Source organism: Streptosporangium sp. DT93, assembly GCF_049844535.1.
In the GTDB taxonomy this organism is placed as follows: domain Bacteria; phylum Actinomycetota; class Actinomycetes; order Streptosporangiales; family Streptosporangiaceae; genus Streptosporangium.
Window position 1 is genome coordinate 472,867 of record NZ_JBNCLF010000005.1, and the last position, 13,086, is coordinate 485,952.

The 13,086-nt window shown below is 72.7% G+C and carries 7 protein-coding genes; all 7 read right to left on the minus strand.

Annotation, left to right across the window (positions count from 1 at the left end):
• Positions 1–296: 296 nt before the first annotated feature.
• Complete coding sequence (locus ACLQ2R_RS14670) at positions 297–1,190, minus strand: hypothetical protein (RefSeq protein WP_425960031.1); 894 nt, start codon at positions 1,188–1,190, stop codon at positions 297–299.
• Positions 1,187–1,987: an ABC transporter permease gene (locus ACLQ2R_RS14675; RefSeq protein ID WP_425960032.1), complete on the minus strand. Its 801-nt coding sequence runs from the start codon at positions 1,985–1,987 to the stop codon at positions 1,187–1,189. The genes ACLQ2R_RS14670 and ACLQ2R_RS14675 overlap by 4 nt, the downstream gene beginning before the upstream one ends.
• Positions 1,984–2,697, minus strand: coding sequence for an ABC transporter ATP-binding protein (locus ACLQ2R_RS14680; protein ID WP_425960033.1), 714 nt, complete (start codon positions 2,695–2,697; stop codon positions 1,984–1,986). The genes ACLQ2R_RS14675 and ACLQ2R_RS14680 overlap by 4 nt, the downstream gene beginning before the upstream one ends.
• Before the next feature lie 120 nt (positions 2,698–2,817).
• On the minus strand, positions 2,818–3,513 hold the full coding sequence (locus ACLQ2R_RS14685; protein WP_425960034.1) for a response regulator: 696 nt from the start codon (positions 3,511–3,513) through the stop codon (positions 2,818–2,820).
• On the minus strand, positions 3,510–4,943 hold the full coding sequence (locus tag ACLQ2R_RS14690; protein WP_425960035.1) for a sensor histidine kinase: 1,434 nt from the start codon (positions 4,941–4,943) through the stop codon (positions 3,510–3,512). Before ACLQ2R_RS14690 ends, ACLQ2R_RS14685 begins: the two co-directional genes overlap by 4 nt.
• Positions 4,944–5,047: 104 nt before the next feature.
• Positions 5,048–5,491, minus strand: a complete 444-nt coding sequence (locus tag ACLQ2R_RS14695) for a hypothetical protein (protein ID WP_425960036.1) — start codon at positions 5,489–5,491, stop codon at positions 5,048–5,050.
• 515 nt (positions 5,492–6,006) lie between these two features.
• The coding region (locus ACLQ2R_RS14700; RefSeq protein WP_425960037.1) for a beta strand repeat-containing protein at positions 6,007–13,086 on the minus strand (7,080 nt) is incomplete at its 5' end.

Consider the following 13,086-nt stretch of genomic DNA (forward strand, 5'->3'; position numbering starts at 1 on the left):
TCCGTTCCGCACCATTCGTCGCCCGGGTTCGTTCCGTCAGGGGTGTGACGCGGGCGAGCGGATGAGGACATCGGTGGTCCCACGGACGCCGGTGGGGAGATCGCCGGATCAGGGCTTCTCGGGGCGGACGCCCAGCTCCCCGGCGACGTGCCTCACGTTCTGGTCGCCTCTGCCGTCGCGGAAGGCCCTGACGGTGATCTCCGAGGGATCGCGGACGCCGAGCGCCCGGCCGGCGGGTGACGGCGGGCAGGGAGAGGGAGTGCTTCACCTGCCGGAGGGACCGGACGACGAGACCCTCAGCCGTCCCGCCGGGAGAAGATCATCCAGGAGCCCGCGGTGAGCAGGAATGCCCAGGTGGTGAGCGCGAGCAGCCCGCCGGTGCGGCCCAGGGAGGTGCCCGGGTCGCCGGGCGTGCCCAGCAGGGCGAGGGCCGCCTCGTGGGGGAGGAGCCTCACCAGGTCCGGCAGGCTTCCTGCCAGCAGTGGTGAGACGAGGACCGGCGTGACGACGAGCACGGCGAGCGGGAGGGCGACGCCCCTCGCGACGACGGCGAGGCCATGGCCGATCAGGGCGAACAGGAGGTGGATCCCGAGGAGCGCCGCCAGGTCACGGGCCGCGGCGCCGGCCCCGAGGTGGCCGCCGGTGACCTCCGGCACGTACCGGACGAGGTGGCCGGGAAGGACGACGGGAACCGTCGCGAGGAGAACGGCCGTCGCGGTCGCGGCAAGCTTGGCGGCGTACAGCCGGTTCCGGCCGGGCACGGCGGCGAGGGTGACGCGGACCTGCCCGGTGCGGTACTCGCCGCCCGCCGCGTGGACGGCGATCGCGACGAGGACGTAGGCGGGGGACAGCATGAGCGTGCCCAGCCGCTCGATCGCGACCGGCCCGTCCTGGCCGGCGATCCGCACGACGTCGGTGGTGGCGAGGAGCGCGAGGGCGAGGTTCGCGGCCGAGGCGAGGGCCACGGCGATCCAGGTGGCGGGCAGGGTACGGATCTTGAGGAGCTCCGCGGCCAGGACGTCGCCGAAGCGGGGGGCGCCGGTGGCGCGCGACACATCGCCGGTCGTGCCGGTCGTGCCGGTTCTGACAGTCTCGCCGGACCTGCCGGACCTGCCGGTGGTTCCGTCGAAGCTGCCGGACCTGACGGTCTCGTCGATCTCGTGGGGCACCCCGGGATCGGCGGTGCTCATCGGGCGTCCCTCCTGGCGAGCGTGATCCCGGCGACGACCGTGGTCACCAGCGCCCAGCCGGCGAGCACGAGCAGGCCGTGCCCCGGGCCGGCGCTGAGGCGGTTCGCGTCGGCGTCCAGCAGCAGGTTCCGCCCGGCACTGGCCGGGAAGAACGCGTCCAGGGCCGGGCCGGCCTCGGACGGCGACTGCACCATGGTGAAGGCGATCAGTACGACGACGCCGACGACGCCGACCAGGGTGCCGCGGCCGATGACGGCGATCGCGGAACCGGTCAGCGAGAACAGCACCGCGAAGACGACGAACTTCCCCTGCCCGAGGAACGCCTCCCCGGTCAGCAGCAGGCCCGGGTTCCAGTCCTTGACGGCCGCGTACGTCGAGGCGGTGCTGATCCCCGCGATCAGGATCGCCACGACGATCAGGTAGGCGGTGAGCGCGAGCGTCTTCGCGACGAGCAGCAGGCCCCGCCGGGGGATCGCGAGCACGGTCGGCCCGAGCTGGTGCGCGCGGAACTCCTGCCCGGCCATCATCGCGGCGACGATCGGCAGGAAGACGCCGATCTGCAGCGAGGAGGCGACGAGCATGTCGAGGATCGCCGCGTTCGCCGGCTGGGGGTCGTCGATGAAGATCTCGATGATGCCGTCGGGGGTGATGTTCGCCACCGCCTCGGCGTAGAGCCCCGCCGAGGCGGACACGATCAGCACGTCGAGGGCGAGAATGATCCCGGTGACGATCCACACGCCCGGCAGGGTGAGGATCTTGGACAGTTCCGCCCGGGTCGCGCGCAGCAGGGTGCTCACCGTCCCGGTCCCGGCCGGTCGCCGACGAGGGCGAAGAACGCCTCCTCCAGCGACGCGTGCCCCGCGGTGACCTCGGCGAGGGGGCCCTGGGCGACGACGCGGCCGTGGTCGATGACGACCACGTCGTCGGCGGTGCCGGCCATCTCCGCCATGAGGTGGCTGGACAGCAGTACGGTGCGGCCGGACGCGGCCTGGTCGCGCAGGAGGGTCCGGATCCAGCGGATCCCCTCCGGGTCCAGCCCGTTCGCGGGCTCGTCGAGGACGAGGATCTCCGGGTCGCCGAGCAGCGCCACGGCGATGCCGAGCCGCTGCCCCATCCCCAGGGAGTACTTCCTCACCCGCTGCCGGGCGACGTCGGCCAGGCCCACGATGTCGAGCACCTCGCCGACCCTGCGCCGGGGTATCCCGTTGGACCGGGCGATCCAGGTCAGATGGTCCACGGCCCGCCGCTCGGGCACCGGCCCCGCCCCGTCGAGCAGCGCCCCGACGGTGCGCAGCGGGTACGTCAGGTCGCGGTACCTCCTGCCGTTGATCGACGCGGTGCCGCCGGTCGCCGCGTCCAGGTCCAGCAGGATGCGCAGCGTGCTGGACTTTCCCGCCCCGTTCGGGCCCAGGAAGCCGGTGACCCGGCCGGGACGCGCGGTGAAGCCGACGTCGTCGACGGCCACCTTCCTCCCGTACCGCTTGCTGAGCCCGAGAACCTCGATCATCGTCTGTCTCGCCGTTCCGCCGTCGGGTGGGATGGACGGCTCCAGCCTGCGGTGCGGGGGCTCCGGCCCGCGTCACCCGAAAGTAGACACCTGCCGGGACCACCCTCGGCGGCGTGCGGGTCAGCGGCTCCGGGGCTCGCGCAGCAGTCCCGCCTCGTGGGCGAGCACGGCGAGGTGGGTGCGGTCGTTCACGCCGAGCTTGGCGAACATGCGCCGCAGGTACGTGCGGACCGTCTCCACGCTCAGGAACAGCTCGTCGGCGATCTGCCGGTTGGAGAGCCCCCGCGCGACGGAACGGATGACCTGCACCTCCCGTTCGGAGAGCACCTGCCCGGCGAACGCGTGCCGGCGGTCGGGCCGCTGCGGCGCGAACCGCCGCAGCAGCCGCGCGGTGACCTCCGGGGCGAGCATGGCGTTGCCCGCGTGGACGGTACGGACCGCCTGGAGCACCTCGGGCGGGGACGCGTTCTTCAGCAGGAACCCCGACGCCCCGAGCGTCAGCGCCTCGTACACGTACTCGTCGAGGTCGAAGGTCGTCAACATGATCACCCGGGTGCTCCGGGCGCGCAGGATGCGGCGCGCCGCCTCCAGCCCGTCCGTGCCCGGCATCTGTACGTCGAGCAGCGCCACCGCCGGTCCCAGAGCCTCGGCGAGCCTGGCCGCCTCCGCCCCGTCGGCCGCCTCCGCCACGACCCGGAACCCCTCGGTCCGGTCGAACAGCTTGCGGTACACGCCGCGGAAGCGGTCGTCGTCGTCGGCCAGGAGGACGCCGATCACCTCGCGTCCCCTCGCGTCCTCGTCCGGCGACCCGGTCACGCGGCACCCCGGGCACCCCGGGCGGGCAGGCGGGCGGTGACCTCGAACCCGCCCTCCGGGTGATCCCGCCAGGTCACGGTGCCGCCCGCCAGCCGGGCCCGCTCCCGCATGCCGGGCAGCCCGAATCCCGAGGTCCCGTGCGCGGAGGGCTCGTGTCCGGGGGGCTCGTGCGCGGAGGGCTCATGCCCGGGGGGCTCGTGTCCGGAGGTTCCGTGTGTGAACGTCCCTTGCCCGGGAGGCCCGGATGCGGGAGGCCCGGATCCGGAGGCCGGGGCCGGGCGGGCTCCCGGGCCGTGGTCGCGGACACGGACGACGATCATCGGGCCGTCCCGGTGGACGTCCACCACGCACTCCGCGCCGGGGGCGTGCCGGACCACGTTGCTCAGCGCCTCCTGGACGATCCGGAGGACCACGGCGCCGGCCAGGGGATCGACGTGCCCGCCGTGGCCGTGCGGGCCGTGCGGGCCGTCGTGCCCGTACGGGTCGATCCGGGCCTCGACGTCCACCCCGGCGGCGCGCGTCGCGGCGATCACCGAGGGCAGGCGCGCGATCCCGGTGCTCGCCTCCCGCGTTTCCGTGACCGCCTCTCGCGGTTCCGCGACCGCCTCCCGCGGTTCCGTGACCGCCTGCCGGGGCTTCGTGCCCGCCCGTACCGGCGTCTTGGTCCCGTCCCACGGTCCCGCGTCCGCGCGCGAGACCGGAGGAGCGGGGGAGGAGCGCAGGGTCCGCACGAGGCCCTGCATCTCCTCCAGCGCACTCCTGGCGTGCGCCTCGATTCCGGCCAGCGAGTCGCGTAACTCCTGCTCACCGGCGTCCGCGAGGCCCCGCGTCACGCCCGCCTCCGCGCCGATCACCCCGAGCGCGTGACCGACCACGTCGTGCACGTCGCGCGCCACCTCCAGCTGCACGCGGGCCCGTTCCGCCTCCCGGGCGGCCGCGATCTGCCGGGCGGCGGTGGCGCCGAGCAGCCAGGCGACGCTCAGCACGGCGACGGAGAGGAGCAGCCGCTGCCCGGCGCCGCTCGTGCCCTCCCCGGGAACGGCCGTCACCGCCGTCAGCGCCGCGAGGGCACCGGCCAGGACGAGGACGAACGCGCGGGTACGGGACGCGCGGGCGATCGCGAGGGCGTACAGGCACCACGCCGTGGCGAGCATGGGGTCGTGGCACACCCCCAGGAGGCCTCCCGCGACGGTCGAGATCCCGGCGGCGGTCGTCGAGGAGGCCGGAAGGCGCCGCCGGAGGATCATCGCCGCGCCCGCCACCGAGGCCAGCACCAGCCCGGCCACCAGTCGTGGCGGGTCCGCGGCGCCGATCGCGGGCGGCACCCAGAACACCCCGACGACCCCGGCCGCGACCAGGGCGTCCCGCAACGACCGCGTCCTGTCGTCCGGGCCGGTCACGGCTCGATCGGCGAGAGGGCGGGTCCGCATCACCGCACCCTACCCGTACCGGCCGTCACCCTTCCCGGACGGGCCGAGGGGGCGGCTCCGGTGGAGCCGCCCCCTCGGGCGGGACGGTCGTCGCGTCACGGTCGTCAGGACACGACGCTGATCCCGGGCATGGGGCAGAGCATCTCCTTCTTCGCCTGGAACTGCTTCTTCGCCGTCCAGGGCACCGTCTTGCCCGGGGGGACCGTCACGAGCGCCTGGGCGTAGTCCAGCGTGGTGGCCTTGGTGGTGGTGAAGTAGACGACGACCTTGTAGGTCACGGGCTTCTTCCCGGGGTTCTTCGCCGTCCCCTCGGCTCCCCAGCCGCCCGGTACGGCCGCGCACTTGGTCTGCACGACGTTCTGGCGGACGCGGGGCTCGTTGGCCAGCTGCGTCGGCAGCGGGTTGGCCGCAAGCTCCTCCGGGGTCGGGACCGCGACCGGCTTCTCCTCGGACACCGCCGCGACGTTGCGCATGGCGTCCTCGTCCCCGTCCGCGAAACACCCGGCGGCCAGCATGGAGACCATCACCAGCGCGGAGACCTTCATCATCGAATACGACGTGCATTTCATGTTCACGACCGGCTCCCGCATTATCTGTTGAGTCGTTTGATATATCCGCTTCCGGTTTCCCGCACGGTGCGGAACCACGGTGCGGGGCCGGGGAAATCGCCGGGCGCACCGGGTTTGCGCAGGCCGGCCGGTGTGGTGCGCCGGACGGCCGCCGAAACCGTTCATCCGTGACTGTTATGAGAGGAGGGGCCTCATATCATTGACGATGATACGACCGCCCCGGCGGGCGACATTCTTTGTTGTCCGTCGCTGACCCCCTTTTGGCGCGATGTTCACGTTCGACGAGATCGGACGCCCATCCGTCCCGTCGCGGGGGGAGACCCCGTCCGGGGGACGCGGCGATCCGGCCGGGGCGCGGCGATCCGCCCGGGAGGCGGAGGGCTGTCGGGGCGCGGTCCGTCCGGGGGGACGCGGCGGTCCGCCCGGGAGGCGGAGGGCTGTCGGGGCGCGGTCCGTCCGGGGGGACGCGGCGGTCCGTCCGGGGGACGCGAGCCTCACCTGTCCCGACGGAACGGGCGGTGACGGACCTGGTCCCGCTTCTTCGCGTCCGCGCGGGAGTGGTGGAGCAGGCCGATGCCGCACCCCCGGTCGTGGGCCCGGTGCCACCGCGAGGGGTTCCTCCGCTCGCAGCACACCCGCCGCTCCCCGAGGAACTCGACCGTGGTGCACGTCGAGGAGTCGGAGCGGATCCTGGCCTTGCGGTCCGTCGCGTCGCCGTCGCCGCCGCCCCCCGATCCGGTCGTCGCGACCGTCGCGGCCGACGGGTTGGAGTTTGTGACCGCGCCCGGGAACAGGCTGCCCGAGGCCGTGGCGGTGTTCACGATCGCGCCGGAGGCGACGTCCGCCCGGGTGGCGGTGTAGGCGCTCGTGCAGGTCGTCGAGTCCTGCGGCGCCAGCGTCGTCCGCGGGCAGACGATCTGCGGGGGCGTCCCCGTGCCCGAGGAGATGTCCGTCACTCCCACCCCGCTCAGCGTCGAGTTGCCGGTGTTGACGACCAGGTAGAAGTAGGTGATCGTCTGCCCCTCCCGTACCGTGCCCGGCGACGCGCTCTTCAGCAGCGTCAGCGCGGGGGTCGGCACGGCGGTGACCGTCGCGGACGACGGGTCCGAGGTCGCCACGGTGCCCAGCCGGGAGACGCCCGAGGCCGTCGCGGTGTTCACGATCGCGCCCGCGTCGACGTCGGCCTGCGTGGTGACGTAGGTGTTCGTGCAGGTCGTCGAGTCCTGCGGCACCAGCGCCGTCACCGGGCAGGTGATCGCCGTGGGCGTCCCGGTTCCGGTGAAGCCGGTGGTCGTCACGTCCACCCCGTTCAGCGTCGTGTTGCCGATGTTGACGATCAGGTAGGAGTAGGTGACCGTCTGCCCCGGGGCCGTCAGCGTGCTCGGCGACGCCGTCTTCAGCAGCGCCAGGCCGACGACCGGCAGGACGGTCACCGCCACCGTGGACGGGGCCGAGGCCACCACCACGACCGCCAGGCGGGGGCGGGAGAGGGCGGCCGCCACGGGACCGGACTCCGAGACCCCCGACGCCTGGGCCGTGTTCACGACGGTCCCGGCGTCGACGTCGGCCTGGGTGGCGACGTAGCTGCTCGTGCAGGTCGTGGAGTCCTGCGGCTGCAACGTCCGCACCGGGCAGGTGATCACGCCGGGCGTCCCCGTACCGGAGAACGCCGTGTCCCGCACGCCCACCTCGGTCAGCGTCGTGTTGCCGGTGTTGACGATCAGGTACGAGTAGATCAGGGTCCGCCCCGCGGCCGTCAGGATGCTCGGCGACACCGTCTTCAGCAGCGCCACGCTGGGGGCCGGCCCCCCGGCGACCGTCGTGGTGGACGAGTCCGAGACGATGAGGACGCCCAGCGGCGAGGTGCCCGAGGCGGTCGCGGTGTTGACGATCGAACCGGCGTCGACGTCGGCCTGGGTGGTGACGTACGTGCCCGTGCACGTCATGGAGGTCTGCGGGTCCAGGGTCGTCGACGGGCAGGTGATCTGCGGGGGCGTGCCCGACCCCGAGAAGAAGGTGTCGGTCACGCTCACCCCGCTCAGCGTCGCGTTGCCGGTGTTGACGATCGTGTACGAGTACGTGATCGTCTGGTTCGGCCCCAGCAGCGCCGTCGGGTTCGCCGTCTTCAGCAGTGCCAGGTCGGGGGTGGGCTCGACCATGACCGTCACCGTGGACGGGCCGGAGGCGACCGCGGGACCCGAGGGGGGAGTGCCCGAGGCGATCGCGGTGTTGACGATCGACCCGGCGTTGACGTCGGCCTGGGTGGTGACGTAGGTGCCGGTGCAGGTCGTGGTGTCCTGCGGCGCGAGCGTCGTCACCGGGCAGGTGATCGGCGTCGGCGTGCCCGTCCCCGAGGAGGTGTCCGTCACGTTCACGCCGGTCAGCGTGGAGTTGCCGGTGTTGACGATGTCGTAGGAGTACGTCACCGACCGTCCCGCCGCCGCCACCGTGCTGGGCGACGCCGTCTTCAGCAGCGCCAGGCCGGGAGCCGTCGCGGCCGTGACCGTCGCGGTGGACGGGTCGGAGGCCAGCACCGGGCCCACCGGAGGCGTGCCCGAGGCGGTCGCGGTGTTGACGATCGACCCGGCGTTGACGTCGGCCTGGGTGGTGACGTACGTGCTCGTGCAGGTCGTGGAGCCCTGCGGCGCGAGCGTCGTCACCGGGCAGGCGATCGTCGGGGCCGTGCCGGTGCCGGAGAAGGCGACGTCCCTCACGGTCACGCCGGTCAGCGTCGCGTTGCCGGTGTTGACGACCAGGTAGGAGTAGGTCACCGTCACCCCCGGCGCCGTGATCGTGCTCGGCTCCGCCGTCTTGGACAGGGTCAGGCCGGTGATCGTCTCGACCGCGACCGTCGCCGTCGACGGGGAGCTGGTCAGCGTGTCGCCCACCACGGGGGTGCCCGAGGCGATCGCGGTGTTGACGACGGACCCGGTGTTGATGTCGGCCTGGGTGACCACGTAGGTGCTCGTGCAGATCGTCGAGCCGTCCGGCGCCAGCGTCACCGCCGGGCACGTGATGGCGGGGGCTCCGCCCGACCCCGAGAAGAAGGTGTCCGTCACGTTCACGCGGGTCAGCGTCCTGTTGCCGGTGTTGGTGACCAGGTACGAGTACGTGACCTCCTGCCCCGCCTGCGACACGACCGACGGGTTGGCCGTCTTCAGCAGCGTCAGGCTCGCGAACAGCTCCGCCGCGACCGTCGCGGTGGACGGCTCGGAGCTCACCCGCGGGCCCGTCGGCGGGGTGCCCGACGCCACCGCCGTGTTCACGATCGAACCGGCGTCGACGTCGGCCTGGGTGGTGACGTACGTGCCGGTGCAGGTCGTGGTGGCCTGCGGCGCGAGCGTCGTGACCGGGCAGGTGATCGTCGGGGCCGTGCCGGTGCCGGAGAAGGCGGTGTCGACCACGCTCACCCCGGTCAGCGTCCCGTTGCCGGTGTTGACGATCGCGTACGAGTAGGTCACGGTTCCCGCCTCTCCCGGCCTCACCACCGTCCTGGGCGACGCCGTCTTCAGCAGCGCCAGGCCGGGAGCCGGCTCGGCGGTCACCACCACCGTCGACGGGTCGGAGGTCACCGGGGCGACCGCCACAGAGGCCGACGGGGCCGCCGGGGCCGCCGTGAGGCTCACGGCGGTGGTCAGGCCGGTGTCCCCCGGCGGAAGGCCCGCCGCCACCGCGGTGTTCACGATCACGCCGGCGTCGACGTCGGCCTGGGTGGTGACGTAGGTGCCGGTGCAGGTGGTGGTCTCCTGCGGGGCCAGCGTGGCGACCGGGCAGGTGATCACCGGCAGCCCGCCGGTCCCCGAGAAGCTGGTGTCGGCCACGGTCACCCCGGTCAGCGTCAGGTTGCCGGTGTTGACGATCGCGTACGAGTAGACCACCTCCCGTCCCGCCGCCGACACCGTGCTCGGCGACGCCGTCTTCAGCAGCGCCAGGCTGGGGGCGGGCTCTCCCGTGATCACCGTCGTGGACGGGTCGGAGGTCACCACCGGGCCCGACGGCGGTGTGCCCGTCGCCGTCGCGGTGTTCACGATCACGCCGGCGTTGATGTCGGCCTGGGTGGTGAGGTAGGTGCTCGTGCAGACGGTCGAGTCCTGCGGCGCCAGCGTCGTCGCCGGGCAGACGATCGGGGTGGGTGTGCCGGTGCCGGAGAAGGACGTGTCGGCCGCCCCCACCCCGGTCAGCGTCGTGTTGCCGGTGTTGACGATCGTGTAGGAGTACGTCACGGTCCGCCCCGCGGCCGTCACCGTGCTCGGCGACGCCGTCTTCAGCAGCGCCAGCGTGGGAGCCGCCACCTCGGTGACCGTCGCGGTGGACGGGTCGGAGGTCACCGCGGGCCCGGTGGGCGGCGTGCCCGAGGCGACCGCGGTGTTCACGACACCACCGGCGTCGACGTCGGCCTGGGTGACCAGGTACGTGCCGGTGCAGACCGTGGTGTCCTGCGGGGCCAGGGTGGTGGCCGGGCAGGTGACGACCGGGGGCGTGCCCGTTCCCGAGAAGGCGGTGTCGGTGACTCCCACCCCGGTCAGGGTGGCGTTGCCGGTGTTGACGATCGTGTAGGAGTACGTCACCTGCCGTCCCGCGGACGTCAGGACGCTCGGCGACACCGTCTTCAGCAGCGCCAGACCGGCCGTCGGCACCCCGCCGACCGTCGCCGTGGACGGGTCGGAGGTCACGGCGGGTCCGGTGGGCGGCGTGCCCGAGGCGACCGCGGTGTTCACGACACCACCGGCGTCGACGTCGGCCTGGGTGGTGACGTAGGTGCCGGTGCAGGTGGTGGTGTCCTGCGGGGCGAGCGTGTCGACCGGGCAGGTGATCACCGGGTCGGGGCCGGTTCCCGAGAAGAACGTGTCGGTCACGGTCACCCCGGTCAGGGTGCTGTTGCCGGTGTTGACGATCGTGTACGAGTACGTCAGGGGCCGGTCCGCGGAGGTCGCCGTGCTCGGTGACACCGTCTTCAGCAGCGCCAGGGCGGGAGCCGCCTCCACGACGACCGTCGCGGTGGACGGGTCGGAGGCCACCGCCGGGCCCTCCGGGGGAGTGCCGGCGGCGAGGGCGGTGTTGACGAGGGCTCCGGCGTTGATGTCGGCCTGGGTGATGACGTACGTGCTGGTGCAGACGGTGGCCTCCTGAGGTGCCAGCGTGGTGGCCGGGCAGGTGATCACCGGGTTGGGGCCGGTGCCGGAGAAGACGGTGTCGGTGACGGTCACGCCGTTCAGGGTGGTGTTGCCGGTGTTGAGGACCAGGTAGGCGTAGACGATCGTCCGCCCGGCGGCGGCCACCGTGGTCGGTGCCGCCGTCTTCAGCAGTGCCAGGCTGGGAGCCGGTGCGGCGATGATCGTCGCGGTCGACGGGTCGGAGGTCACGGCGGGTCCGGTGGGCGGCGTGCCGGTGGCGACGGCGGTGTTGACGACGAATCCGGCGTCGATGTCGGCCTGGGTGGTGACGTAGGTGCTGGTGCAGGTGGTGGTGTCCTGCGGGGCGAGCGTGGCGACCGGGCAGGTGATGACGGGCACGGGGCCGGTGCCGGAGAAGGACGTTCCGGTGACGTCCACGCCGGTCAGCGTCACGTTGCCGGTGTTGACCACCAGGTAGGAGTAGACCACCGTGCGTCCCGAGGCCGACACCGTGGTCGGCGAGGCCGTCTTCAGCAGCGCCACGCCGGGAGCCGGTTCGGCGGTGATCGTGGCGGTGGAGGGGGTGGACGTCACGACCGTCCCACCGGGCGAGGTGCCGGTGGCGGTCGCGGTGTTGACGATCGCGCCGGCGTCGATGTCGGCCTGGGTGGTGACGTAGGTGCCGGTGCAGGTGGTGGTGTCCTGCGGTGCGAGGGTGACGGCCGGACAGGTGATCACCGGGGCGGTGCCGGTGCCGGAGAAGGTGGTGTCGGTCACGTTCACCCCGGTCAGGGTGGCGTTGCCGGTGTTGAAGACCAGGTAGGAGTAGTCCACCGTCTGCCCGGCCGCCGTCACCGTGGTCGGTGTCCCCGTCTTCAGCAGCGCCACGTCGGGAGCCGGGGTGACGGTGACCGTGGCGGTCGACAGGGGAGCCGCGATGAGGGCCCCTCCGGGAGGCGTGGCGGTCGCGGTGGCGATGTTGACGATCGCGCCGGCGTCGATGTCGGCCTGGGTGGTGACGTACGTGCTGGTGCAGGTGGTGGTGCCCTGCGGTGCGAGTGTGGTGACCGGGCAGGTGATCACGGGCGGTGTGCCGGTGCCGGAGAAGACACTCTCGGTGATCTCCACCCCGTTCAGGGTGGTGTTGCCGGTGTTGACCAGCAGGTAGGAGTAGACCACCGTCCGCCCGGCGGAGACCACCGCGGTCGGTGAGGCCGTCTTCAGCAGGGCGAGGTTGGGGTCCGGTGCGGCGGTGACGGTGGCGGTGGACGGGTCGGAGGTGACGGCCGGTCCGGTGGGTGGTGTGCCGGTGGTGGTGGCGGTGTTGACGATGGATCCGGCGTCGATGTCGGCCTGGGTGACGACGTAGGTGCCGGTGCAGAGGGTCGAGTCCTGGGGCGCCAGCGTGGTGGCCGGGCAGGTGATCACGGGTGGTGTGCCCGAGCCGGTGAAGGAGGTGCCCGTGACGTCCACCTCCGTGAGGGTGGTGTTCCCGGCGTTGGTGACCATGTGGAAGTAGGTCACCGTCTGCCCGGCGGCGGTCGCCGTGTTCGGCGACGCCGTTTTGAGCAGCGCCAGTGCGGGGGCGGCGACGGCGGTGACGGTGGCGGTGGACGGGTCGGAGGTGACGGCCGGTCCGGTGGGCGGTGTGCCGGTGGCGGTGGCGGTGTTGACGATGGTTCCGGTGTCGATGTCGGCCTGGGTGACGACGTACGTGTTGCTGCAGACCGTTCTGGCCTGCGGGGCCAGGGTGGTGACGGGGCAGGTGATGGCGGTGGGTGTTCCGGTGCCGGTGAAGGCGGTGGTGGTCACGGCGATCCCGGTCAGGGTGGTGTTGCCGGTGTTGGCGGCCAGGTAGGCGTAGGTCACGGTCTGCCCGGCGGTGGTCACCGTGACCGGTGTTCCCGTCTTCAACAGCGCCAGGGCGGGAGCGGACGGGACGGTGACCGTCGCGGTCGACGGCGGAGTCGTGATGGCGGGTCCGGTGGGCGGTGTGCCGGTGGCGGTGGCGGTGTTGACGATCGCGCCGGCGTCGATGTCGGCCTGGGTGGTGACGTAGGTGCTGGTGCAGGTGGTCAGGTCCTGGGGGGCGAGGGTGGTGACCGGGCAGGTGATCACGGGCGGTGTGCCGGTGCCGGAGAAGGCGATGTCGGTCACATCGACCGCGGTCAGCGTGGTGTTGCCGGTGTTGACCACCAGGTAGGAGTACGTCACCGTCCGCCCGGCCGCCGTTACCGTGGCCGGTGAGGCGGTCTTGAGCAGGGCGAGGTTGGGGTCCGGTGCGGCGGTGACCGTGGCGGTGGACGCGGCGGAGGTGACGGCAGGTCCTGTGGGTGGTGTGCCGGTGGCGGTGGCGGTGTTGACGACGGATCCGGCGTCGACGTCGGCCTGGGTGATGACGTAGCCGTTGGTGCAGGTGGTCGAGGCTTGCGGGGCGAGGGTGGTGACCGGGCAGGTGAT

Excerpts from the sequence above, each read along its gene's own strand:
- ACLQ2R_RS14670 (WP_425960031.1), bottom strand. The coding sequence starts at position 1,190 with ATGAGCACCGCCGATCCCGGGGTGCCCCACGAGATCGACGAGACCGTC.
- ACLQ2R_RS14680 (WP_425960033.1), bottom strand. The coding sequence starts at position 2,697 with ATGATCGAGGTTCTCGGGCTCAGCAAGCGGTACGGGAGGAAGGTGGCC.
- ACLQ2R_RS14690 (WP_425960035.1), bottom strand. The coding sequence starts at position 4,943 with ATGCGGACCCGCCCTCTCGCCGATCGAGCCGTGACCGGCCCGGACGAC.
- ACLQ2R_RS14695 (WP_425960036.1), bottom strand. The coding sequence starts at position 5,491 with ATGATGAAGGTCTCCGCGCTGGTGATGGTCTCCATGCTGGCCGCCGGG.